The following is a 22,661-nucleotide window of genomic DNA, read 5'->3' as shown; positions in this document are numbered from 1 at the left end:
GAACATTGAGTGACATTCTCCGCGTGGCCGTCATCGGCGCAGGCCGCATGGGCGCAGACCACGTCAAGCGGCTCAGTACCCGCATCCACGGCGCCGAAGTGGCCGCCGTCGTCGACGTCGACCTCGCCCGCGCGCTGGCCGCCATCGAAGGGATCGACGGCGCCGTGGCCCTCGCGAGCGCCGAAGAGGCCCTCAACAATGGCGACGTCAACGCCGTGCTCATTGCGACTCCCGGATTTCTGCACGAGGACATCCTTTACAAGGCACTGGAGAAGGACTTCCCCATCCTCTGCGAAAAGCCGCTTACCCCGGATGCCGAGAGCGCATGGAAGGTTGTCCAAGCCGAAACGGCAACCGGCCGTAAGAGTATCCAGGTGGGCTTCATGCGCCGCTTCGACGCCGAATACGCCGCCCTGGGTTCCATGATCCGCGACCGTGAACTCGGCGAGCTGCTCATGCTGCACCACCAGCACCGCAACCCGAACACCCCCGAGGGCTTCACCAACGAGATGCTCATCAACGACTCCGTGGTCCACGAATTCGACGCCATCCGCTTCTTCACCGGCGAAGAAATCACCTCGGTCCAGGTTCGTCTGGGCAAGGCCACGCGCAACGCCCCGAACGGCCAGCACGATCCGCAGCACGTCCTGATCGAGACCGAGTCCGGTGTCTTGGCCGACGTCGAGATCTACGTCAACGCGAAGTTCGGCTACGAAGTTGCCACCCAGGCATCCTTCGAGGACGGCATTGTGAGCATCGGTGGCGACGGCGGTCCTTACGTCCGCAGCGCCGGCCGCTGGGGCGGCAAGGTCGCCCCCGGTTTCGAGGAGCGCTTCGGTGCCGCGTACGACGTCGAGATCCAGTCTTGGGTGGACGCCGCCCTCCGCGGCGACATCGGCGGCCCCACCGCCTGGGACGGCTACGCCACCGCTGCCTGCTGCGAGGCAGGAGTTGAGGCCCAGAAGTCGGGCGAAAAAGTCGCGGTACAGCTCAACATAAAGCCCGAGCTGTACAAGTAGGAGTGATCATGAAAATCGCCCTCGATCCCACCCCGTTCCATCACAGCCACAGCTTGCTCGAATTTCCCCGGCTTGCCGCCGATCTCGGCTACAAATACCTGCAGCTGACTCCGCACGCGGACTTCATCCCGTTCTTCAACCACCCCAAGGCCGACGACGAACTGGTGGGCCAGCTGAAGAAGGCGTGCAAGGACGCCGACGTCGAAATCGCCTCGGTGCTCCCCGTGCTGCGGTGGTCCGGACCGGATGAGGACGCTCGCGAAGCCGCTGTCCGCTACTGGAAGCGCGCCATCCAGATCACCGTTGATCTTGGCGTACAGACAATGAACACCGAATTCAGCGGGCGCCCGGAGAAGGCAGAGGAGTCCGAAAGGGCCTTCTACCGCTCCATGGAAGAGCTCCTTCCGATCATCGAGCGCGAGGGCCTGGACCTTCTCATCGACCCGCATCCGGACGATTTCGTGGAGGATGGGCTCGCGGCCCTGCGCGTCATCCGCGGCGTGAATTCACCCAACATCGGCATGGTCTACGTTGCCTCGCACACCTTTCACATGGGCAACAAGCCACTTGACATCATGCGGGCGGCAGGGGACAAGCTGCGCTTGGTCCATGTGTCCGACACGATGGACCACCACGCCTCCCACGGTCTGCGTTACATCACCAACCCGCCCGGCAACGCCGTGCGGGTGCACCAGCACCTCAAGATCGGCGACGGCGACGTGAACTGGGACGAGTTCTTTGGCGGGCTCAAGGAAATCGGCTTCCTGGACAAGGACAACACCGTTATGGTGTCCAGCGTCTTCGCAGAGGACGACAACGCCAACGAGGTGTCCCGCTACCAGCTGGAGACCATGGGCAAGTACATCGCCAAGGTGCAGTAAACAAGGTGCCGTAAAGACGGAACAACAAGGGAGGCGGCGATTTCTCGCCGCCTCCCTTGTTGTTCCGCGAACCGGCTAGGCCGTCAGATTCAGCGACTCTGAGAGCGCTGCGTCGGCATCCCGCAGGACCTTGGCAGCTACCTCGAGACCTTCGATGCGGCCGAGGGAGGTATCTTCGTGTTCGATGTTGACCAGCATGTTCGGATCCACTTCATGCAGGGCACGCAGGAATTCGGTCCAGTAGGCGGTGTCGTGACCGCGGCCGAGGGCCACGAAGTCCCAAGCGGAGTTCTTGGGCCACTCGTTGGCCCATTCGTCGCCGCCGAGGTTGGTGCGGTTTTCCTCCGGCGAGAGCCTACGGAAGCTGTTGTCAAGCACACCGTAGAGGGCAGCGTTCGCGGAGTTGACGCGGACGTCCTTCGCGGCTGCCTGGAAGACCAGCGGACCGAGTTCCCGGACCACGGCGACGGGATCCATCTGCTGCCAGAACAGGTGGGAAGCGTCGAGTTCGACGCCCACGTGGGTGGCGCCCGTGAGTTCGATGAACTTGTGGACGTCGGCGGTGTTGAACACGATGTTCTGCGGGTGAAGTTCGAGGGCCACCTTGACGCCATGATCTGCGGCCAAGCGGTCGGTCCCGCGCCAGAACTTCGCCGCGACGTCCCATTGGTAATCCAGCACGTCCAAAGCCGCCGAATTCCAAGCGTTCACGATCCAGTTCGTCACGGTCGAGCCGGGCTCGCCGCCGGGCAGGCCTGACATGGTCACGAGCCGGTTCTGGCCGAGACGTTCCGCGAGCCGGATGGAGCGGCGGATGTCTTCGGTGTGCTTTTCGCCGATCTCGCGCTTCGGGTGCAGCGGGTTGCCGTTGCAGTTCAGGCCTGCGATGGCGACGCCGGTGCCCTCGAAGATCCCGAGGTAGTCATCCCGGGCGGCATCCGAGACCAGGATCTGGTCCATGGTGGGGACGTGGACGGCGGGCAGGAATCCGCCCGTGTTGATTTCGATACCCGTTAGACCCAGGTCCGCGATGACCTTGAGGGCTTCGGGAAGCGGCCTGTCATGCAGGATTGCGTTGTAGACGCCGAGTTTCATAGCGTGATGGTCTTTCCGTTGTTGAGCGCGGATTCCGTGACGGCGCCGAGCAGCTCCATGTTGCGCACGCCCTCGTCGAAGGTGGCGCAGCGCGGCAGCGACTCGGCCTCGGGAAGGCCGGCAACCTCTTCGAGGAACGCACGGGCCTGGTAGCCGAAGGCGTCGTTCTGGCCGAAGCCGACCTCGGGGGCGTCCATGGCCAGGCCGCCGGCGATGTAGGGGTGGCCCGGGCCAAGGATGACTTGGCGGTAGCCGTTCTCGCTGCCGGAACCATCGTTGAGGAACAGCTGGATTTCTGAGGGGCGGCGCTGGTCGAACTTGGCTGCACCGTTCTCGCAGAACACTTCGAAGTTGAGGCTGTTGGCGTGGCCGGCGGCAACGCGGGAAACTTCAAAGCTGCCGGCGCCGGTTTCGAACTCCGCGTTGAAGGCTGCGTAGTCGTCGTTCTCTACAGCTTCGAAGGTGTCGCTCACCGCTGCATGGTCGTGTCCGATGACGGCACCGAGCGGCAACGGGCGCTTGCCGATGACGGTGCTCAGACGGCCACCGGTGATGGACTTGATGTCGCCGCAGAGAAACTCGGAAACGTAGGCCAGGTGGCTTCCGACGTCGGCCAGCGCGCCGGAACCGGGGCCGCCCTTGTAACGCCAGCTCATCGGAGCCGAGGGGCTGAAGCCGTAGTCGGTCCAGTAGCGGCCGCTGAAGTGCAGGACGTTGCCGAGCACCCCGTTGCGGATGAGGTCGCGGATATAGGCGATGCCGGGCGTGCGGCGGAACGTGAAGCCAATGCGCGCGATGCTTGAAGCGTTGCGGGCGGCCTCGGCCATGGCGCGGGCGTCCTCGAGGGAATCGCTCAGGGGCTTCTCGCAGAGTACGTGCTTACCTGCAGCGAGGAGACCCTCGACGACCTCGCGGTGGAGGGAATTCGCGATGACGACGCTCACGACGTCGATATCGTCTGCCTCTGCGATCGCCTGCCAGGAGGTGTCATTGCGTTCGTAGCCAAATCGCCGGGCCGCGAGGGAACCGAACTCGGCGTTCACGTCGCCGATCGATACGAGGCGCACCGGCGGAAGCACGGGGCTGTAAAGGGTAGACGCTGTGCGGTAGGCCGCCGCATGGGCCTTGCCGGCCATTCCTGCGCCGATAACGGCGATCCCTAGGCTCTCAGTCATTGATTTCTCCTTCGAAATTCAGCCTGGGTGCGGAACATCCCGTTGGCATTTTGGAGCGCTACAATTTAGCACTGGAGTCAAAGCCTAATCATGTGAGTATGTCCTGTCAATGTATCGCGAACACCCTTGACAGCAGAGAAGAAAGGTTCCTGAACCATGAGTGCGACACGTCCCAAAACCCGCCGCCCGACCATCTATGACGTTGCCAAGCTTGCCGGTGTCTCGCCGTCGTTGGTGTCCTTGGTTCTCCAGTCACCGGCGAGGGTCAGTGATAAACGCCGCGAAGCCGTCCAAGCGGCAATATCGGAGCTGGGCTACCGTCCCAGCCGCGCCGCGACCACGCTGGCGAGCAATCGGACGAAGAGTATCGGTTTGTTGATCGACGACTACCGGAACCCGTGGTTCGTGGACCTCCTGAGGGGCATGGAGGCTGTCCTTTCGGACCTCGGCTACCACGTGATGCTGGCCGACTCCCGGCCCGGCGCGAACCGCGTCAAGGATGCCGCGGACGGCCTCCTGGCCTTGCATGTCGACGCGCTCGTCATCGCCGCGGAGCCGAGCGAGTCCATGCTGGCCGAATCTGGCGTTCCTACGGTGGTGGCCGGATGGCGCAAGGGGGTGCCTGCCGGTGCGGATCTCATCACTAACGACGACGACGGCGGGGGCGGCATGGCGGCCGAGCACTTGCTGGGTCTGGGGCATACCCGCATCGGCCATCTCTCAGGGTCCGACGGCGCGTCGGCTCACCGGCGCGAGGGGTTTCGGCGGCGGATCGAGGAGGCGGGCGTCGAACTCTTGATTGCCGAGTCCAAAGGTACCTCGGAGGAGGACGGCTACGCCTCTGCTTGCTGGCTTCTGGAAAAACACCCGGATACCACGGCGATCTTCGCGGCCAACGACACGATGGCCCTGGGTGCCTTTGCGGCCCTCAAGGCGCGCGGGCTGAAGGTTCCCAGCGACATTTCCGTCATTGGCTATGACAACTCGCCTTTGGCCAAATCGAAGTATCTGGACATCACGTCCGTTGACAACCGCAGCGATCTGGTTGGTATTGACGTGGCAAACAGTTTGCTCGCCAGGTTCGAGAACCCGGCTATTGAGCCTCAGCGCACGCTCATCGAACCTGTCTTGGTCGTCCGATCTACGACGGCGCGAGCGGCTTGCTAAGCGGTCATCAAGAACCTTCCGCACGTAAAAACATCCTAATGTCAGGACAAAGTATTGACATCTGTGAGGCTAGTCACCATGATCTGTGTAGAGGGCTTTGAGCTCCTGCAGAGCGGCAGGGCCGCAACCCCTATCGAAGGAGATAAATCGTGAAGAAGTTTTCCTGGCGGAAGGCGGCGCTCGTGGCAGCCGTCGTTCCGATGATGGCTCTTAGCGCTTGTTCCAGCCAAGGCGGAAAGCCGGCTGACAGCGCTAACGCCGCCGGCGGCGGTCAAGCCGTCAGCACTCCGCGGATCAAGGTGGCGCTCATCACCCACGCACCGTCCGGTGACACTTTCTGGGACATCGTCCGCAAGGGCGCTGAGGAAGCGGCCGCGAAGGACAACGTCGACCTCCAGTACCTGAACGATCCCGACGCCGGCCGCCAGTCCCAGCTCGTCCAGCAGGCCATCGACCAGAAGGTTGACGGTATCGCTGTCACGCTCGCCACCCCGGACGCCCTCAAGGATGTCCTCAAGAAAGCCGAGGACGCTGGAATCCCGGTGGTGAGCCTCAACGCCGGCGAGGACGTTTCCGCGAAGCTCGGAGCATTCACGCACTTCGGATCGAATGAGACGCTCGCTGGTGCCGCTGTTGGTACCCAGCTCGCTGCCCAGGGCTTCAAGCACCCGGTCTGCGTTATCCAAGCGCAGGGCCACGTCGGACTCGAGGCACGGTGTGCCGGTGTCAAGCAAAAGGTGCCCGGCACTGAGATCTTGTACGTCAACGGTCAGGACATGACCTCGGTCCAGTCAACCGCGACCGCGAAGCTTCAGGCTACAAAGGACGCTGACGTCATCATCGGGCTCGGCGCCCCCATAACGATCACCCTGCTCAAGTCCGTCACGGACGCCAGCAGCTCGGCCAAGGTTGCCAGCTTCGACCTCAATGCCGAACTGGCCCAGGACATCGTGGACGGCAAGGTTCTCTTCACAGTGGACCAGCAGCCGTGGCTCCAGGGCTACATGTCCATCGACGCAATCTGGCAGAACAAGCGCGGCGGCTTCAAGATTGGCGGCGGCCAGCCGGTGCTCACCGGGCCGGCCATCGTTGACAAGTCCAACGCACAGGATGTCCTCAAGTTTGCCCAGCAGGGCCTCCGCTAGATCCAGGAACCTGGCCGCGCGGCGGGGTGACCGCCGCGCGGCCTGACCAACAAGGAGTTATTCCCATGGCAAGCACAACTACCCTGCCGCCGGCGCCGGCTTCAGCCCCCGGGCCACGTGGCGATGAGAGGATGGGGCGCCGCAGCCCCTTCCAGAAGCTCCTGGGCCGCCCCGAGGTGGGTGCCCTCGTTGGAGCAGTGGTCCTCTTCATCTTCTTCTCCTTCGTCTCCAGCACGTTCCTGCAGCCGAATGCGTTCGCGACCGTGTTGTATGGTTCCTCGACGATCGGGATCATGGCGGTGGGGGTGTCGCTGCTGATGATCGGCGGCGAGTTCGACCTCTCCGCAGGTGTCGCCGTGATCTCGTCCGCCCTTACTGCCTCGATGTTCAGCTGGTATTTCTCAATGAACGTTTGGGTTGGGGTGGCCCTTGCGCTCGTTGTCTCACTCGGGATCGGATTCGTTAACGGCTACATCCTGGTCAAGACGAAACTGCCGAGCTTCATCGTCACCCTGGCGACGTTCCTCATGCTGACGGGCCTCAACCTCGCCCTCACACGTGCGATCGGCGGCAGTGTGTCGTCGCCGTCGATCGCGAACATGGATGGTTTCGCATCGGCCCGGGCCGTCTTCGCATCCGATCTGAATGTCGGAGGCGTCGACATTAAGATCCCGATCCTGTACTGGGTGATCCTTGTGCTCATCGCCTCTTGGATCTTGTTGCGCACCAAGGTCGGCAACTGGATCTTCGCCTCCGGCGGTGACGCGAACGCTGCCCGCGCCGTGGGTGTCCCGGTGACCAAGACCAAGATCGGTTTGTTCATGGCGGTCGGGTTCTGCGGCTGGTTCCTGGGCATGCACAACCTCTTCGCGTTCGACGCCGTTCAGTCCGGCGAAGGCGTGGGCAATGAATTCCTCTACATCATCGCCGCGGTGATCGGCGGGTGCCTGCTCACGGGCGGCTACGGTTCGGCCGTGGGCGGGGCGATCGGTGCGTTCATCTTCGGCATGGCGAACAAGGGCATCGTGTACGCGCAGTGGAACCCGGACTGGTTCAAGTTCTTCCTGGGCCTGATGCTGCTGCTGGCCACCATCGTGAACCTCATCGTCAAACGCCGCGCAGAGCTCAAGTAGAAGGGGCCGGAAATGAACATGAATGCCAAACAGATCGACCAGCAGACCCTGCTCAAGGATGAAAAGGACCCGCTGACCCACACCCCCGTGCACCTGCTCTCCCTCGACAGGGTGGGCAAGCACTACGGGAACATCATCGCCCTGCGTGATGTGACGATGGCCGTGGACAACGGACGCGTCACCTGCGTGCTGGGGGACAACGGCGCGGGCAAGTCCACGCTGATCAAGATCATCGCCGGCCTGCACCAGCACGACGAAGGCACCCTGCACGTCATGGGCGATGAGCGGAAGTTCAACTCGCCCCGGGACGCCCTGGACGCGGGCATCGCCACGGTCTACCAGGACCTGGCCGTGGTCCCGTTGATGCCGATCTGGCGCAACTTCTTCCTCGGCTCGGAACTGACCTCCGGGTTTGGGCCGTTCAAGAGTATGGATGTCCAGAAGATGAAGGACATCACGCTGAAGGAACTGGCCGCGATGGGCATCGACCTGCGCGATGTGGAACAGCCCATCGGCCAGCTCTCCGGGGGTGAACGACAGTGTGTGGCGATCGCCAGGGCCGTGTATTTCGGGGCGAAGGTGTTGATCCTGGACGAACCCACCGCCGCGCTGGGTGTCAAGCAGTCCGGCGTCGTGCTCCGCTACATCCTGCAGGCCCGCGACCGGGGCCTGGGCGTCATTTTCATCACGCACAACCCGCACCACGCCTTCCCCGTCGGTGACCGGTTCCTGCTGCTCAAACGCGGCAAATCGATCGGCTACTACGACAAGAAGGACATCACCCTGGACGAACTCACCGCCCAGATGGCCGGCGGCGCGGAACTGGCAGAACTCGCCCACGAACTCGAACAACTCGGCGGACACACCGAAGCCCTCAAAGAAGTCCAAGCCGAAGTCGCCGGGGTAACTGAAATCGCCGACGTTGCTGACGTTGCCGACTCTTCAAGGGAAAACAGCCCGAGGCACGCCTAACGGGCAGGGAGACAGGGCGGATGGAGACGGGGGTCCGCCTGAAAACGGATGGCCCCCCGCTCGCCATTCCCAGCGGGAATGTGCACGACATAGTAGACGGGAAGACAGCATGCCGATCCGGGTTGGCGTTATCGGCGCCGGTGTTATGGGCGCCGACCACATCAGGAACCTCTCCACCAGCGTCAGCGGAGCCGAAGTCACCTTCGTGGCAGACCTCGACGCCGGACGTGCGGCAGCCGCGGCGCCACGATCCGCACGCATCACCACCGATCCTTCCGAACTGATCAACTCGAGCGCCGTCGACGCCGTCGTGGTTGCCTCCCATGACTCCACCCACGCCGGACTGGTGCTGGAATGCTTCGAGGCGATGACCCCGGTACTGTGCGAAAAGCCGCTGGCCCCCACGCTCCTTGAAAGCCACGACGTCGTGGAGGCGGAAGCTGATCTCCTTGCCGCAACGGGTGCCCGGCTGCTGTCGATGGGCTTCATGAGGCGCTTCGATCCAGGCTATGTCGCCCTTCGCGAAGCCAACCGGGCACGCACACAAGGTGAGCCTTTGCAGGTCCACTGCACAAGCCGAACCGCAGCTGCGGGACCGGGCGCGAGCTCGGAATCCGCCATCACCAACTCGGCCATCCACGAGCTTGACATCATCCCGTGGCTCTTGGACTCGCCCGTCACGGAGGTGTCGTGGCAAGCAGGGCGGAGTTCCAGGCACAGCACCGGTGACCTGAGGGACCCCGCCTTCATGCTCCTACGCGCGGCCGACGGCACCCTTGCAACCTTGGAGCTCTTCCTCAACGCGCAGTACGGCTACACCACCCGATGCGAGGTCGTGTCAGAGTTCGGTACCACGGCACTCCCGGAACCTGCCGCCCTCGACGTCCGGCAGGAGGGGCGGCGCAGTTCCGACATCCCCGCCGATTGGCGTCCGCGCTTCGCAGACGCCTACCGCCTGCAACTCCAGGCCTGGATTTCAGCCCTCGAAAAGGGAGAGCCTGCGCCGCTCGCCACGGGCGAGGACGGCCTCCGGGCATCACAGCTGGCACAAGCCATGATCCGTTCGCTCCACAGCGACGGTGCCTACACGAAGGTGGCCTACTGATGGTTGTCTCCGGTCTTCCGGCCTCCGGCCTGCCTGCGTCTGGACTTCCGGGGTCTGGTCTTGCGGATTCCCGCGTGCCGGATTCCCACGACGCTCCCGCGCTGCGCTGGGGGATCATGGGCCCGGGGTGGATTGCCGAACGCTTCACGGAGTCGGTGCAGGCCTCTTCAATGCAGGTGATCGCCGCCGTCGGCTCCCGCTCCTTGGCCCGGTCCAAGGCCTTCGCGGACGCTTTCGGCGTGCCCGCCGCGTACGGGAGCTACGAAGAACTGGCTGCGGCCCCGGATATAGACATCGTGTACGTGTGCACGCCACACAACTTCCACCACGCGGCTGCCGTGCTAGCCCTTGATGCCGGCAAACACGTCCTGATCGAGAAACCGATCGGGCTCAACGCCGCCCAGGCACGGGATATCGCTGCGCGGGCCAAGGCAGCTGGCGTTTTCGCCGCCGAGGCCATGTGGAGCTTCTTCCTTCCGAAGTTCGACGTGATCCGGCAAGTGCTCGACGCCGGGACACTGGGTACCGTGACAACGGTTCTGGCGGAATACGGCGAGCACTTCGAACGCAGCCACCGCATCTTCGACCCCGCACTCGCTGGTGGGCCTTTGCTGGATCTGGGCACGTACCCGCTGGCCCTCATTACCGAGGTCCTGGGGGCACCGGAACGGTTGAGCGCTTTCGGCCAGCCCGCCGAATCCGGTGTCAACGCACAGCTTTCCGCCATCATGCAATTTCCGGGCGGAGGCCAGGCCGTGATGAATACCCACCTGCATAATTTCACTCCCACCGCGGCAACGATCGTTGGTTCCGAGGCCACGTTGACCATCGATGGCCCCTTCAACATGCCCGGCGGTTTCGAGATCCGGTTCCCCGACGGTACGCGAATTCGCCACAACGAGGCTGCGGGCGGGCATTTGGAAGGCTTGCACTACGAAGCCGCAGCGGTGGCCCGCGCCATCGCCGCCGGTGAGACGGAAACCCAACAACGGTCCTTGGCCTCCTCCATCCGGACCATGGAAGTCGCCGATGAAATCCGCCGCCACGTGGGCATTGAATTCCCGGGCGAAGGCAACGCATCTGCCTGAGCAATTCCTGAGCAATGCCTGAGCACTTGTTGTACTGACAATCGAAAGGACGGGCCCATGGCCTACATCGAACAGCATTCAGCCGGTCTTCCCACCCCCGTGCGGCTGGGCCTCATAGGCTCCGGCTGGATGGGAGCGTTCCACGGCGAAAGCATAGCCCGCAGGGTTACCGGTGCGGTCCTCGCCGCCGTCGCCGATCCCAACGTGGACTCTGCCGCGTCCGTGGCCGCCCGGCTTGGTACGGCCAAGGTCACCGCCGACGCCGCAGACATCATGGCCGATCCGGACATCGACGCCGTGATCATCGCCAGCCCGGCACGCTTCCATGCTTCCCTGATCGCCCAGGCCGCAGCCGCCGGCAAACACGTGTTTTGCGAGAAGCCTGCGGCGCAGAGCCTCGAAGAGCTCGACGCCGCGCTCCTTGCCGTCGAAGCAGCAGGGGTGCATTTCCAGATCGGCTTCAACCGCCGCTACGCTACCGACTTCCAGGCCGCCAAGAAGGACCTGGCCGAGGGAATCGTGGGCCAGCCGCAGCTTCTGCGCTCCCTGACCCGGGATCCGGGCACCGGGAGCATCGGACATGCAGCCAGGATTCCGGCCTGGACGATCTTCCTCGAAACGCTCATCCACGACTTCGACACCTTGAATTGGTTCAACGAAGGTGCCGAACCAGTTGAGGTTTACGCTGCCGCGGACGCACTCGTGGAACCGAGCCTGCGTGACCAGGGATTCCTGGACACCGCCGTGGTCACCGTCCGTTACAGCAATGGAGCCTTGGCAGTGGCGGAAGCCAACTTCAGTGCCCTGTACGGCTACGACGTCAGGGGAGAAGTATTCGGCTCCAAGGGCATGGTTCAGGCCGGACGGCCTACCGAAACTGCTGCCCTGCGATACACCGCCGAAGGCCTTTCCGCCGAGACTCCGAGGCTCAACGTGGAACTGTTCCGCGACGCCTACACCGATGAACTCGTGGACTTCGCCGCGGCAGTCCGCGCGCGCCGCGATGGCACGCAACCGCCGTCGGGCGCTTTCACCCTTACCCCGGGGGCCGCTGACGCGCGGCGCGCCCTCGCGATGGCGCTGGCCTGCATCGAGTCGGTCCAGCTAGGCGGACCGGTGGCGGTACCCGTTTCGAGCAACAGCAAGGTCTCAAGCAACCGCAAGGCGGGTGTCTGATGCGGCTGGCCATTTGTGCCGAGATGGTCTTTACGGAGCTGCCGTTCACCGAGCGGGTGCGTCGGATTCATGAGGCCGGATTCGACGTCGAACTCTGGGACTCGAGGAGCAAGGACATCGCGGCCCTCAAGGCGAGCGGTGCGGTCTTTTCCTCCATGACCGGTTACATCTCCGGGAGCCTGGTTGACGCGGACACCGCCGAGGACGTGGTGAGGACGGCCGAAACGCTGATTCCGACCGCTTTGAAACTCGGCGTCAGCCGCATGGTGGTGCACTCGGCGGAGCTGATCGACGGGAAAGCAGCCCGTCCCGTCTACAGGTCCACCGGCAGCATGTGGATCACGGGTGCCCGGACGTTGGAGCGCCTTGGCGCGCTCGGGGAAAAGCACGGACTGACGTTCTGCCTGGAAAATCTCAACACCGTGCTGGACCACCCCGGAATTCCGCTGGCCCGCGCCAAGGACACGCTGGCGCTGGTGGAAGCTGTTGGGCACCCCAACGTGAAAATGATGCTGGACCTCTACCACGCACAATTGGGGGAGGGGAACCTCATCGAGCTGGTCCGCACCGCCTTGCCGCACATCGGCGAGATCCAGGTGGCGGACGTCCCCGGCCGCTGCGAGCCCGGTACGGGCGAAATCAACTACTCGGCTGTGGCCCGGGCGCTCGTGACTGCGGGCTATGAAGGGGCGGTCGGCATGGAGGCTTGGGCCAGTGGCGACGACATGGAGGCGCTTGAGGCGTTCCGCCGGGCGTTCACGCCTGAGGCCGACACGGTTCACGACGGCTTGGTTCAGGACGGCTTGGTTCAGGACGGCTTGGTTCAGGACGCAATAGCTTTTTCAACGGAGGTAGCACTATGAAGGACGTCGTTCTCGGACTGGTTGGAGTGGGGCGAATCGGCGTGATGCACGCCAGCAACATCGCCGCGCTCAACGGGGAACTGAATGCGCAGGGCATCAACGTGGAGTTACGGCTCACGGATGTGGCTGAAGAACATGCCCGCTCAGTGGCCACTGGTCTCGGCGCTCAATTCCTGCCGACGGTGGAGTCTTTGATCGCCTCCGGGGTGGATGGACTGGTTATCGCGACCGGGACGGGAACGCATCCGGAACTGATCCGCGCGGGGGTGGACTCCGGTATCCCGGTGTTCTGTGAGAAACCCGTGGCCATGAATGTGGCCGATGCGCTGCCGGTCCTGGAACATGTGCGCGCCAACAACGGCGTCGTACAGATCGGGCATCAGCGTCGCTTCGATGCCGGCTACCTTGAGGCCAAGCGCGCCTACCAAGCGGGAGAGCTCGGCTGGATCCACTCGCTGCGCGCCGTGACGTGCGACATGGCGCCGCCGCCCGTGGAGTTCCTGGCAACGTCCGGCGGGCTGTTCCGCGATTGCTCGGTCCACGATTTCGACATCCTGCGCTGGTTGACCGGCCGCGAGATCGTGGAGGTCTATGCCAAGGGTTCCAACAATGGAGATCCCGCCATCGGCGAGGTGGGGGATGTGGACACGGCGTTGGCGTTGATCACCTTCGACGACGGCACGGTGGGCACAGTGTCCGCCACCCGCTACAACGGCGCAGGGCACGATGTCCGCCTCGAAATCCAGGGCTCCAAGCATTCCCTCATGGTTGGCTTGGACGACAAGATGGCCATGGAATCAGCCGAGGCCGGGATCGCCTTCCCCTCCGGAGAACCCCACAGGACCTTCGCAGAACGCTTCGACCAGGCCTACCGCTCGGAAATGGCGGCCTTCGTTGAGCTGGTCCTGGGCCAACGGGAGAATCCTTGCGCCCCGGAAGACGCCGTGGCTGCTTCCCGTGTGGCCGACGCCGCACAGGAATCGCTGGCAAGCGGTGTACCGGTGAGGGTGGCGCTGGTGGCGGCGAAGGCCAGTTAGGCGATTACCGGCCCCAACTGGCTCGCAGTTGTTGTCGTTTTGACGGCCCAGAACGACAACAACTGCTAGTCAGTTGGGTGTGCGAACGCCTTAGGTGCCGAACGGCAAACGGGGGTCCATATCCTGACCGTCCCAGCTCTGCCGCACCCACCCATGGTGGGGGTCGTCGCTGATGAGCCATTCGCGCACGGGGCCCGGGCCGGCCATCACGTTCAGGTAGTACAGGTCGTAGCCGGGAGCGGCCATGGCGGGACCGTGCCAACCGTAGGGAACGAGGACGACGTCGCCCGTGCGAACCTCTGCGGCAACGTCGATCGGACGGTCATCTGAGGCGTAAACGCGCTGATAGCCGATCGCATCCGCATGGGCAGGGTCGGGTGCACCCGAGCCGTCAGCCACTCGGGTCTCGAAGTAGTAGATCTCCTCGAGCTGCGTCTCGCCGTCCTTTTCCTCGTCATGCTTGTGCGGGGGATAGGAGGACCAGTTGCCTGCGGGGGTGAGCACTTCGCAGACAATGAAGCGATCTGCCTCGAGAGCGGCAGGGGTGCCGAAGTTGTGGACCTGACGGGAGCAATTGCCTGCCCCACGCAGCTCCACCGGGGTTTCCGCGGCGGTCACTAGCCTGGTGGGGTACGACGCGTTAGCCGGGGCCGTGGCGACGGCGACGCGGCCGCCGTCGGACGAACTGATAGTGACGGCAGCGTTCGTGCCGGAATACAACACATCGCTGGGGCCATGGAAAACCGACGCCCGCCCCGCAAGGGGATACCCCACGTCGTCGACCGTCACCGTAAAGGCGCCGTTGAGCGGCACGATGATCCGCTCTTCGGCTGCGGCGGGGAGCTCGACGGCGGCGCCCGCGGCGAGCGTGGCGACCTTGAGCCCCGTGTGGGCCCAACCGTCCACAATCAACGCGGAATCGGAGGTTCCGAGCGAGATGTCCCAATCGCCGTCGTTGGCGGTTCCCAATGGATAGACCCAGTTGGCCATGAAGCTGTGTCCTTGCGTTAGCGCTGTACGAGTGTCATTTCAAAGCTGTAGGAATCGGCCCGGTAGACGTGGTGCCCGGTTTCCACCATGCGTCCGGTGTCGTCGACGGCGGTGCGCTCCATGGTGACCAAGGCTGAGCCGGCCTCGGTCTCGAGCAGCGGTGCCTGGTAGTCGTTGGCGATCATGGCACCGATCCGCTGCGAGGCGAGGCGGAAGTTGACGCCGCCGCGGCGAAGGATGGCGTAGAGGCCTTCCGCGGCGAGCATGGACTCGTCCATGGTGGTGATGTCGTCGCGGACCCAGTTCTCCATCAGCGCCAGGGGCTTGCCGCCCACTTTGCGTAGACGGGTGAAGTGGTAGACCTTGGAACCGGCCGGAAGCTGGAGGGCGGTCAGCGTGGCTGCGTCGGCCTCCATGTGCGAGAAGCTGAGGACCTGCGTTGTGGGCTTCTTGCCGTTGTTCGTCAGATCGTCGTAGAGGCTGGAGAGCTCCAGGGGCCTGCGGACCTGGCTCGACACTACCTGTGTGCCGACGCCGCGCTTTCGGACCAACAGGCCCGAGCGGACCAGTTCGTCCATAGCCTTGCGCATGGTGGGCCGCGACAGGTTGAGCTGGGCGGCGAGGTCTATTTCGTTGTCCAAGCGGCTACCGGGCTCCAGCACTCCGTTGTGGATGGCAGCCTCGATGCCCTGGACCACCTGGTGGTACAAAGGCACGGGGGACGAGCGGTCGATAGTGAGGCCAAGTTGATTCGCCATTGCATGCTCCCTCGCATTCCGGGACTGTCCCGGAAGTTGCAAGCATGTCCGCCCATGTTCGCTTGATAGGACATACTGCTTTACTGATGATAGCAGGAGGGCCGCATGGGTCAAGGGTGCCGAAGGCGCGCCTATTGCGCCGTTTCAGGGCCGCTATGAGGGACATGTCCAGTCATCAGAACCATGGGCGGATAAGCGCTGGGCTTTTGGGCTCTCGGGCTTTCAGCGCGGGCGGCGTGCCTGTCAGGGGCGGGGGCGCGTCTCAGCGGCGCCGGCGCGAACCGCGGCGTTGCCTGAAGAGACCGGCGGCGGCCAACGCCGCCCCCACTCCCTCGGCGACGGTGCTGAGGGACTTCTCGAAAAACCACACTGGCTCGTACATGGACGGGATCGGACCCATGGCCGGAATATCGACATAGCGGTAGAGGAGGACCATGACGAAGGCGCTGCCAGCGACGAGCAGAGCGGCTGCGTAAGCCGGCCGGCTGCCGCGGACCAGGACATACAGGCCTGCCAGGAGCGCGGCCGCGGCTTCCAGACGGAACAAGTTGCCTTGCCCGATTCCGCCCGGAGCAGCCAACTGGTAGCCGGGGGCAAGCTGAAAGTGCACCACTGCGTCAATAACCAGGGCTGCAACGACAAGCAGCCGCAGCACGACGTCCCTCGGCCTGCGGCGAGCGGCCGGCAGCGTGCTCATCTTCCCTGTGCTCATTTCACGACCAGCATTCCGTGCATATTGGAGTGGTAGGCGCAATGGTATGCATAGCTGCCCGGTGTAGTGGGCGCCGTGAACTGGGCTGTTCCGCCTCCGCCGTCGGCTGCGGCATCGAACGTCTTGCCATCGTCCGAGGTGACCGTATGGGCCTGGGCGTCTTCGTTCTTCACCGTGATCTTGGCGCCGGGGCTGACCGACACGGGTCCCTGGTAGCCGAAGTCCTTGATAGTGATGGTGGCGGTGCCGGATTGTGGAGCGCTGGAGGACGCGGCGGAAGGCGGGCTCGATGACACGCCATATCCGCCGGTTCCGGACGCTCCGCACCCGGCCACGGAGATCAAAGCGGCCGCCGTCACGACGACCATCAGGGCTTTGGCGTTCTTCCTCATGACTGGTTCCCCGCTTCTCATGTCCGGTGGCCGAAATTTGCCTGCCACATTCATGAGACGTAATCAGGAGCCGTCAGGTTCACCGCAACGGGCAACTACCCTCTCAGGAAACAGGACGCAGCGTCCTGCAGACCTCCACGAAAGCCTTGAACGGGGCCAGCCGTTCCTCCTCCGGCAATTGCGAGGCCTCCGGATGCCATTGCACGGATGCCACCCAGCGCTGCGGATCTTCAAGGGCTTCCACGGTGCCATCCTCTGCAACCGCGGTCACCACCAGGCCATCGCCTACTCGGGCAACCGCTTGGTGATGTCCCGAAGCAATCCGCACCGAGTTCCGCGAACCATAAAGCCCCGCTACTTTTGAAGCCGGGGAAAGTTCGACGTCGTGCCAAGCCCAGATGCTTAGCCCACTCTCCGCCGACGTCAGGCCGTTGTGCTCCACCAACGAAGGGTGCATGTCCTGGATGAGCGTCCCGCCGTACACGACATTCAGGAGCTGGTGGCCGCGGCAGATACCGAGGGTGGGCAAACCGGCGTCGAGCGATTCCCGGGCGACCGCCAAGTCCAAGCGGTCCTGCTCCGGGTTGACGTCGTAGCAGGCTTCGGTTGCTTCTTCGCCGTAAAGCCGCGGATCCAGGTCTCCCCCGCCGGGCAGCAGGACCCCGTTGAGGGAACGGAGCTCGGTGGCCAGCCTGCCCGCTTCGTCGGTGAAGGAGGCGTCGAGCAATACCGGCTCCGCACCGGCGTCGCGCACTAGCTGGACGATGAACTCGAAGAGTTCATTCGCCTCGCCCACCCGGGCGTCGGCGTCTTCGGAGCTGCTGAGCCGGACGGGAATGCCGATCCGGGGACGGACGCTGCTCTGCTGTTCGGAAATCTGCATGCTCCATGATGCACCGGCCGGGCGACTCCTGCGCAACGGAACCGCGGGCTTACGCTGATGCCATGAATCCGTCCGGTTCCCTGACTCCCAGTCCCCGCACGCTTGACATTGGGAGCGTGGCCCATTTCGACAGCTTGCTCAGCTCCGGAGCCGCAACGATGCACGGATGGCACGCACAGTCGTTGGACCTGCGTGGACGGCGGGCGGACTTGGAACGGTTGGATCCCCTAGGCGCCATCTTCCTGGGCTGCACCTTCGACGACGGGGTCGAGGACTCCCTGCGCAGCCGCGGCGCACTCATCTTTCCCAAGCTGCGTGGCGTCCCGTTCAACCCTTACCGGGGAAGTCTCTACAGCGCCGCCGAACTGTACGAGGACATTGATTCAACGGAGTACGAGTCAACACTGGACGCAAGGGTGTACCAGTGGAGCATCATGCCGGGGCAACGCACCAGTTTGGACGCGACTCTCGCCGCCGCGCTGCACGACCACGCCATCGGGGACGCCCTGGACGAACTCATGGACAACGGGGATTTCTCAGGGAACAAGATCGTGGGGGTCATGGGCGGGCATGCCGCACAACGGGGAACACAAGACTTCGACGACGCCGCACGCCTAGGGCGCCTCGTGGCACTGTCCGGCTTTACAGTGGCTACAGGCGGCGGGCCCGGTGCCATGGAAGCGGCCAACCTCGGCGCCTACTTGAGCGGCCTGCCCGACGGCGACTTCGCTGCCGCGCTGCAATCGCTCGCGGGGGTTCCGGGGTTCCGTCCCTCGGTGACCGCCTGGGCGCGGGCGGCGGCGGCCGTCATCAGGCGCCATCCGCGCGGAACGACGTCGTTGGGCATCCCTACCTGGTTCTACGGTCACGAGCCGCCCAACCTTTTCGCCACACACATCGCCAAATACTTCGCCAACTCCATGCGTGAAGCGATCCTGCTGGAACTGTGCAACGGCGGGATCGTGTTCCTCCCCGGCTCCGCCGGCACCATACAGGAAATCTTCCAGGACGCGTGCGAGAACTTCTACGGTGCCCCGGAAAAGGTCACGCCCATGGTCCTCGTGGGGCGCGACCATTGGGAGCACAAGTATCCCGCGTGGCCCATGCTGCAGAGCCTGGCAGCAGGGAAAGTGATGGAGGACCGCGTCTTCCTGGTGGACACGGTCGAGGAGGCGCTCGCCGTCGTCGCGGCGTAGCCCCCTCCCGAGGCGGCCCAGGGGACATGCCCCCTCGCGGTGCTGCCGAGGGGACATGCCCAGCCTTGGCTCGGAGCACTGGACATATTACGTATATGTCCAGTGCTTGGGCTTGGGGCTGGGCATGTCCTCTGGGGCAAGGAGGGACATGTCCAGTCGTGGTGCTCGGGGTTGGGCATGTCCGGGGGCGAGGGGCGGGCTATTGAGGCGCGCGGCCACCCAGGCGGCGTGTGATCTTCCGGGCTGCATCTTGGCATGCCTCGCCGAGGCTGGCGAGCGTGTCCTGTGAGACCCGGAACTTGGGCGCGGGGATCAGGACCGAGGCCACGATGTCTCCGCGGTGGTCAAAGACGGGAGAGGCAACGCCGACTTCTTCGATGGATGTTTCGCCGAAATTGAAGGCCCAGCCACGCTTCACCGACTCCTTAAGCCGAAGGAGGTAGGCCTCGAGGGTTTCGTCGTCGAGTCCGGGAAGGGTGATCGAGCCGCTGCGCATCAGCTTGCGCACCCGGTCTGGGTCTTCGGAGGCTAGGAAGACCTGGACCGAGGAGCTGAGTGCCTCGTTGTAACGGGCTCCCAGTGGTGCGAGGTGCTTGACCTGGTGACGGCTGGCGATTTGCTCCACGCACATCGATTCGCTTCCGTTCCACACCATGAGGGCACTGGTCTCGCCCGTTCGTTCGCTGAGCTCGCGTAGCACCGGATAGGCCACCCGACGCTCTTCCAGTTCGGCAAGAAGCGGACCAGCCAAAGCGATCATGCCCAAGCCCAACCGGAATCGGCGGGAATCGGCGTCGCGCTCCACTAAATGTTCCTGCTCGAAGGTCGCCAGAATGCGGGACACGGTGCTTTTGTGCAGGCCGATCCTGCTGGCGATCTCTGTGACTCCCAAGAGCGGTTCTTCGGCAGTGAAGCTGCGGAGCACGGCGATAGCATTCTCAAGGACCGAGGCGCCTTTGGAATCGCCGTTGGCCGGGATGTCACTGGTGGTTGCTGGGGTCATGATGGTCACTATATGGCTCCTTTAACGGGGACATGCCCAGCCTTGGCCCAAGGCGATGGGCATATGTAGCATATGTCCATCGCTCGAGCCTAGGGCTGGGCATGTCCAGTGGAGGGTGGGTGCTAGGCGCCGATGATGTTGTATTCGGGGCCGAACGGGAACTTGGTGATGTTCTCGGCGCCGTCTTCACCGACAACCAGGATGTCGTGTTCCCGGTATCCGCCGGCACCCGGCTGGCCATCGAGGACCGTGATCATCGGTTCCATGGAAACCACCATGCCTGGCTCCAGGACCGTGTCGATGTCCTCGCGCAGTTCCAGCCCCGCTTCGCGGCCGTAGTAGTGGCTGAGCACGCCGAAGGAGTGGCCGTAGCCGAACGTGCGGTTGGCCAGCAAGCCGTGGCCCACGTAGATCTCATTCAGTTCCGCGGCAATGTCCTTGCAGACAGCGCCGGGCTTGATGAGTTCCAAACCACGCTTGTGCACCTCGACGTTGATGTTCCACAGTTCCAGGGAGCGGGCATCCGGTTCGCCGTAGAACAGGGTGCGCTCCAGGGCCGTGTAGTAGCCGCTGGTCATCGGGAAGCAGTTCAGGGACAGGATGTCGTGTTCCTGGATCTTGCGGGTGGTGGCCCAGTTGTGGGCACCATCGGTGTTGATGCCGGACTGGAACCAAACCCAGGTGTCGCGGATTTCGGAGTTCGGGAACGTGCGGGCGATCTCGTGCACCATGGCCTCGGTGCCGATCAGTGCCACCTCGTACTCGGTGATGCCGGCCGTGATGGCGTTGCGGATGGCCTCGCCGCCAAGGTCGCCGATTCGGGCGCCGTGCTTGATGACTTCGATTTCCTCGGAAGACTTGATCATGCGCTGGCGCATCGCGGCCTGTGCGACGTCAACCAAGGTGGCCGATTCGAAGGCAGCCTGGATCTTGTTGCGGTTGTCCAGCGGAAGGGAATCGTCCTCCACACCCAGGCGCCGGACGTTGATCCCGCGGGTGCGCAGCACTTCCTGGATGCCGAAGATGTAGTTGTCCCGGCGCCAGTCCGTGTAGACCAGGTTGTCTCCGAAGCTGCGGCGCCAAGGCATGCCGGCGTCGATGTTGGCGGTCACGGTGACGGTGTCGTCGGCTGTGACCACCATGGCGTAGGAACGGCCGAAGTAGGTGAACAGGAAGTCGGAGTAGTACTTGATGGAGTGGTAGCTGGTCAGGACAACGGCGTCCAGTTCCTTCTCGGCCATGATCCGGCGAAGACCGGCAAGGCGTCGCTCGAATTCCGCGTCGGAGAAGGTCAGTGAGACCTTCTCGCCGTTGTTGAGGACCTTGAGGCGCTCAAGCTTGGAGACGTCGTTGACTGCTTCGTTCTCGGTGATGGTCATGCGTGGTGTTCCTTTCAATGGGTGGGTTGTTTCAGTCCTGCTGCAGTGGCTTCTTGGAAGTCTCTACAGCGAAGAGGACCGCGATGAGGGAAATTACGGAGGCCACCACGAGGTACCAACCGGGGGCCAGTTGGTTGTGGGTGAGGCCGATTAGGAGGGTTGCCATGAAGGGGGCGGTGCCTCCGAACAGGGCGTTGGAGAGATTGAAACTGACTGCGAAGCCGCTGTAACGGACCCTGGTGGGGAAGAGCTCGGCAAGGAAGCTGGGCAGGGTGCCGTCGTTGAGCGTGAGCATGCCGCCCAGCAGGATCTGGACCAGGACAATGACCAGGAAGTTGCCGGTGTCGAGGAGCATGAACGCCGGAACGGTCAGCACCACGAACAGTACGGAAGCCGTGATGAGCATGCGCTTGCGGCCGAACCTGTCCGACGCGATCCCCGTGAGGAAGATGAATCCGATGTAGCTGAGCAGGGCAATGGTCGTGGCCAGGAACGATTCGGCTGCACCGAAGTGAAGCTCCTCGGAGAGGTAGGTCGGCATGTAGCTGAGGATCACGTAGAAGCCGACGGCGTTGAGCAGCACGGCGCCCGTCGCGATGACGAGCTGCTTGCGGTACGTCTTGAACATGGCGAAGGCCGGAGCCTTGACCGCGGGGTCTTTCGCGGCCATTTCGCGGAATGCCGGGGTGTCCTCAAGCTTGGTGCGGATGTAGCGGCCAATCAGGCCCATCGGTGCGGCCAGGAGAAAGGGCAGGCGCCACCCCCATTCACCGAGCTGCTCGGCGCTCAGCACCGAGCTGAGCAGCGCCGCCAGCAGGGAACCGAGCAGTAGGCCTGCTGCTGTACTTGCAGGTACGACGGCGGCGTAGAGTCCGCGCCGATTGGCCGGTGCGTATTCCACCAGGAAGGCTGAGGCACCTGCGTATTCGCCTGCTGCCGAGAAGCCCTGAACAATGCGGACGAGCAGCAGGAGGACCGGTGCCATGACGCCGATGGTGTTGTAGCCGGGGATCAGGGCGATGCAGAACGTTGCCACTGACATGAGCACGATCGACAGGGAGAGTGCCTGTTTGCGTCCCAGCCGGTCACCGATGTGGCCCCAGATGAATCCGCCCAGTGGACGGACGAAGAACGAGACGGCAAAGACTCCGAAGGTGGCGAGGAGTGCCGTCTGTCGATCCGAGGAGGGGAAGAAGACGGTCGAGATAATCCCGGCAAGGTAGCCGTAGACGGCGTAGTCGAACCATTCGACGAAGTTGCCGATGAAGCTTGCCGTGATGACGCGGCGCCGGGTGTCCTTGCTGACCGTGTGGTTGGTGGCTGGCTTTGACAGGTTGGCCGGGGTGGCTGTTGCGTCAGGAAGGTCGCCGGAACCGCCTTTGGATCCGGCATGACCTCTTCCCTGGATTGCTGCCACGGGGGATGTTTCGTTTTTCATGAATCCACCAAGAATTTTGGGGTTGCATTCAACGCAACGCTGTTGCACCAGAAT

22 protein-coding genes are annotated in these 22,661 nt (G+C 63.7%); 12 read left to right on the top strand and 10 right to left on the bottom strand.

What is annotated here, in order from left to right; all coding sequences use genetic code 11:
* Positions 1-5: 5 nt before the first annotated feature.
* Positions 6-1,019 carry a Gfo/Idh/MocA family protein gene (locus ABD884_RS18040; RefSeq protein ID WP_345048827.1) on the top strand — a complete coding sequence of 338 codons (1,014 nt, stop codon included), beginning with the start codon at positions 6-8 and terminating at the stop codon, positions 1,017-1,019.
* An 8-nt stretch (positions 1,020-1,027) separates the two neighbouring features.
* Positions 1,028-1,900 (top strand): sugar phosphate isomerase/epimerase family protein, encoded by an 873-nt coding sequence (locus ABD884_RS18035; RefSeq protein WP_345048826.1) that lies wholly within the window; start codon positions 1,028-1,030, stop codon positions 1,898-1,900.
* A gap of 75 nt (positions 1,901-1,975) precedes the next feature.
* Here ABD884_RS18035 and ABD884_RS18030 read toward each other — a convergent pair whose 3' ends face one another.
* Both ABD884_RS18030 and ABD884_RS18025 read right to left on the bottom strand, forming a co-directional pair.
* Positions 1,976-2,995: a sugar phosphate isomerase/epimerase family protein gene (locus ABD884_RS18030; protein WP_345048823.1), complete on the bottom strand. Its 1,020-nt coding sequence runs from the start codon at positions 2,993-2,995 to the stop codon at positions 1,976-1,978.
* Entirely contained in the window at positions 2,992-4,170 is a 1,179-nt protein-coding gene (locus ABD884_RS18025; RefSeq protein WP_345048820.1) for a Gfo/Idh/MocA family protein, read from the bottom strand. Before ABD884_RS18025 ends, ABD884_RS18030 begins: the two co-directional genes overlap by 4 nt.
* A 156-nt stretch (positions 4,171-4,326) precedes the next feature.
* Between ABD884_RS18025 and ABD884_RS18020 the strand changes: the two genes are divergently transcribed.
* The 9 genes from ABD884_RS18020 to ABD884_RS17980 all read left to right on the top strand — a co-directional run bounded on the left by ABD884_RS18020 (position 4,327) and on the right by ABD884_RS17980 (position 13,856).
* Positions 4,327-5,337, top strand: coding sequence for a LacI family DNA-binding transcriptional regulator (locus ABD884_RS18020; protein WP_345048816.1), 1,011 nt, complete (start codon positions 4,327-4,329; stop codon positions 5,335-5,337).
* 149 nt (positions 5,338-5,486) lie between these two features.
* A complete protein-coding gene (locus tag ABD884_RS18015; protein ID WP_345048812.1) occupies positions 5,487-6,482 on the top strand; it encodes a substrate-binding domain-containing protein in 996 nt (331 codons plus the stop codon).
* A 65-nt stretch (positions 6,483-6,547) separates the two neighbouring features.
* Positions 6,548-7,615 carry an ABC transporter permease gene (locus tag ABD884_RS18010; RefSeq protein ID WP_345048809.1) on the top strand — a complete coding sequence of 356 codons (1,068 nt, stop codon included), beginning with the start codon at positions 6,548-6,550 and terminating at the stop codon, positions 7,613-7,615.
* Positions 7,616-7,633: 18 nt separating this feature from the next.
* On the top strand, positions 7,634-8,587 hold the full coding sequence (locus tag ABD884_RS18005; protein ID WP_345055022.1) for an ATP-binding cassette domain-containing protein: 954 nt from the start codon (positions 7,634-7,636) through the stop codon (positions 8,585-8,587).
* Positions 8,588-8,696: 109 nt separating this feature from the next.
* Complete coding sequence (locus tag ABD884_RS18000) at positions 8,697-9,692, top strand: Gfo/Idh/MocA family oxidoreductase (protein ID WP_345048806.1); 996 nt, start codon at positions 8,697-8,699, stop codon at positions 9,690-9,692.
* Entirely contained in the window at positions 9,692-10,780 is a 1,089-nt protein-coding gene (locus ABD884_RS17995; protein ID WP_345048802.1) for a Gfo/Idh/MocA family protein, read from the top strand. Before ABD884_RS18000 ends, ABD884_RS17995 begins: the two co-directional genes overlap by 1 nt.
* Positions 10,781-10,837: 57 nt before the next feature.
* On the top strand, positions 10,838-11,956 hold the full coding sequence (locus tag ABD884_RS17990) for a Gfo/Idh/MocA family oxidoreductase (RefSeq protein ID WP_345048798.1): 1,119 nt from the start codon (positions 10,838-10,840) through the stop codon (positions 11,954-11,956).
* Positions 11,956-12,819: a TIM barrel protein gene (locus tag ABD884_RS17985; RefSeq protein WP_345048791.1), complete on the top strand. Its 864-nt coding sequence runs from the start codon at positions 11,956-11,958 to the stop codon at positions 12,817-12,819. The genes ABD884_RS17990 and ABD884_RS17985 overlap by 1 nt, the downstream gene beginning before the upstream one ends.
* Positions 12,816-13,856: a Gfo/Idh/MocA family protein gene (locus ABD884_RS17980; RefSeq protein ID WP_345048787.1), complete on the top strand. Its 1,041-nt coding sequence runs from the start codon at positions 12,816-12,818 to the stop codon at positions 13,854-13,856. The genes ABD884_RS17985 and ABD884_RS17980 overlap by 4 nt, the downstream gene beginning before the upstream one ends.
* A 90-nt stretch (positions 13,857-13,946) precedes the next feature.
* Here ABD884_RS17980 and iolB read toward each other — a convergent pair whose 3' ends face one another.
* The 5 genes from iolB to ABD884_RS17955 form a co-directional block, all read right to left on the bottom strand.
* Positions 13,947-14,846, bottom strand: a complete 900-nt coding sequence (iolB, locus tag ABD884_RS17975) for a 5-deoxy-glucuronate isomerase (protein ID WP_345048784.1) — start codon at positions 14,844-14,846, stop codon at positions 13,947-13,949.
* Between the two features lie 17 nt (positions 14,847-14,863).
* Complete coding sequence (locus ABD884_RS17970) at positions 14,864-15,604, bottom strand: GntR family transcriptional regulator (RefSeq protein ID WP_028266213.1); 741 nt, start codon at positions 15,602-15,604, stop codon at positions 14,864-14,866.
* A gap of 262 nt (positions 15,605-15,866) precedes the next feature.
* Positions 15,867-16,316 (bottom strand): hypothetical protein, encoded by a 450-nt coding sequence (locus ABD884_RS17965; protein ID WP_345048781.1) that lies wholly within the window; start codon positions 16,314-16,316, stop codon positions 15,867-15,869.
* The gene (locus ABD884_RS17960; protein ID WP_345048779.1) at positions 16,313-16,708 is read right to left on the bottom strand and encodes a cupredoxin domain-containing protein; all 396 of its coding nucleotides are present in this window, start codon (positions 16,706-16,708) and stop codon (positions 16,313-16,315) included. The genes ABD884_RS17965 and ABD884_RS17960 overlap by 4 nt, the downstream gene beginning before the upstream one ends.
* A 103-nt stretch (positions 16,709-16,811) precedes the next feature.
* Positions 16,812-17,591 (bottom strand): gamma-glutamyl-gamma-aminobutyrate hydrolase family protein, encoded by a 780-nt coding sequence (locus tag ABD884_RS17955; protein ID WP_345048777.1) that lies wholly within the window; start codon positions 17,589-17,591, stop codon positions 16,812-16,814.
* A 62-nt stretch (positions 17,592-17,653) separates the two neighbouring features.
* On the opposite strand from ABD884_RS17955, the gene ABD884_RS17950 reads away from it, so the two are divergent.
* Positions 17,654-18,787, top strand: a complete 1,134-nt coding sequence (locus ABD884_RS17950; protein WP_345048774.1) for an LOG family protein — start codon at positions 17,654-17,656, stop codon at positions 18,785-18,787.
* Between the two features lie 199 nt (positions 18,788-18,986).
* Here the strand turns inward: ABD884_RS17950 and ABD884_RS17945 are convergent, their stop codons facing one another.
* The 3 genes from ABD884_RS17945 to ABD884_RS17935 form a co-directional block, all read right to left on the bottom strand.
* Complete coding sequence (locus tag ABD884_RS17945) at positions 18,987-19,790, bottom strand: IclR family transcriptional regulator (protein WP_345055017.1); 804 nt, start codon at positions 19,788-19,790, stop codon at positions 18,987-18,989.
* 122 nt (positions 19,791-19,912) lie between these two features.
* The gene (locus tag ABD884_RS17940; protein ID WP_345048772.1) at positions 19,913-21,169 is read right to left on the bottom strand and encodes an aminopeptidase P family protein; all 1,257 of its coding nucleotides are present in this window, start codon (positions 21,167-21,169) and stop codon (positions 19,913-19,915) included.
* A gap of 31 nt (positions 21,170-21,200) precedes the next feature.
* Positions 21,201-22,607, bottom strand: coding sequence for an MFS transporter (locus ABD884_RS17935; protein ID WP_345048770.1), 1,407 nt, complete (start codon positions 22,605-22,607; stop codon positions 21,201-21,203).
* Positions 22,608-22,661 lie beyond the last annotated feature (54 nt).

Origin of the sequence: Arthrobacter methylotrophus (genome assembly GCF_039539965.1) — a bacterium.
Taxonomy (GTDB): Bacteria; Actinomycetota; Actinomycetes; order Actinomycetales; family Micrococcaceae; genus Arthrobacter; species Arthrobacter methylotrophus.
This window is presented reverse-complemented; position numbering and strand designations above follow the sequence as displayed.

Bases quoted from the DNA above. Each gene is read 5' to 3' on its own strand.
- ABD884_RS18035 (WP_345048826.1), top strand. From the start codon at position 1,028: ATGAAAATCGCCCTCGATCCCACCCCGTTCCATCACAGCCACAGCTTG.
- ABD884_RS18030 (WP_345048823.1), bottom strand. From the start codon at position 2,995: ATGAAACTCGGCGTCTACAACGCAATCCTGCATGACAGGCCGCTTCCC.
- ABD884_RS18025 (WP_345048820.1), bottom strand. From the start codon at position 4,170: ATGACTGAGAGCCTAGGGATCGCCGTTATCGGCGCAGGAATGGCCGGC.
- ABD884_RS18020 (WP_345048816.1), top strand. From the start codon at position 4,327: ATGAGTGCGACACGTCCCAAAACCCGCCGCCCGACCATCTATGACGTT.
- ABD884_RS18010 (WP_345048809.1), top strand. From the start codon at position 6,548: ATGGCAAGCACAACTACCCTGCCGCCGGCGCCGGCTTCAGCCCCCGGG.
- ABD884_RS18005 (WP_345055022.1), top strand. From the start codon at position 7,634: ATGAATGCCAAACAGATCGACCAGCAGACCCTGCTCAAGGATGAAAAG.
- ABD884_RS18000 (WP_345048806.1), top strand. From the start codon at position 8,697: ATGCCGATCCGGGTTGGCGTTATCGGCGCCGGTGTTATGGGCGCCGAC.
- ABD884_RS17995 (WP_345048802.1), top strand. From the start codon at position 9,692: ATGGTTGTCTCCGGTCTTCCGGCCTCCGGCCTGCCTGCGTCTGGACTT.
- ABD884_RS17990 (WP_345048798.1), top strand. From the start codon at position 10,838: ATGGCCTACATCGAACAGCATTCAGCCGGTCTTCCCACCCCCGTGCGG.
- ABD884_RS17985 (WP_345048791.1), top strand. From the start codon at position 11,956: ATGCGGCTGGCCATTTGTGCCGAGATGGTCTTTACGGAGCTGCCGTTC.
- ABD884_RS17980 (WP_345048787.1), top strand. From the start codon at position 12,816: ATGAAGGACGTCGTTCTCGGACTGGTTGGAGTGGGGCGAATCGGCGTG.
- iolB (WP_345048784.1), bottom strand. From the start codon at position 14,846: ATGGCCAACTGGGTCTATCCATTGGGAACCGCCAACGACGGCGATTGG.
- ABD884_RS17970 (WP_028266213.1), bottom strand. From the start codon at position 15,604: ATGGCGAATCAACTTGGCCTCACTATCGACCGCTCGTCCCCCGTGCCT.
- ABD884_RS17965 (WP_345048781.1), bottom strand. From the start codon at position 16,316: ATGAGCACAGGGAAGATGAGCACGCTGCCGGCCGCTCGCCGCAGGCCG.
- ABD884_RS17960 (WP_345048779.1), bottom strand. From the start codon at position 16,708: ATGAGGAAGAACGCCAAAGCCCTGATGGTCGTCGTGACGGCGGCCGCT.
- ABD884_RS17955 (WP_345048777.1), bottom strand. From the start codon at position 17,591: ATGCAGATTTCCGAACAGCAGAGCAGCGTCCGTCCCCGGATCGGCATT.
- ABD884_RS17950 (WP_345048774.1), top strand. From the start codon at position 17,654: ATGAATCCGTCCGGTTCCCTGACTCCCAGTCCCCGCACGCTTGACATT.
- ABD884_RS17945 (WP_345055017.1), bottom strand. From the start codon at position 19,790: ATGACCCCAGCAACCACCAGTGACATCCCGGCCAACGGCGATTCCAAA.
- ABD884_RS17940 (WP_345048772.1), bottom strand. From the start codon at position 21,169: ATGACCATCACCGAGAACGAAGCAGTCAACGACGTCTCCAAGCTTGAG.
- ABD884_RS17935 (WP_345048770.1), bottom strand. From the start codon at position 22,607: ATGAAAAACGAAACATCCCCCGTGGCAGCAATCCAGGGAAGAGGTCAT.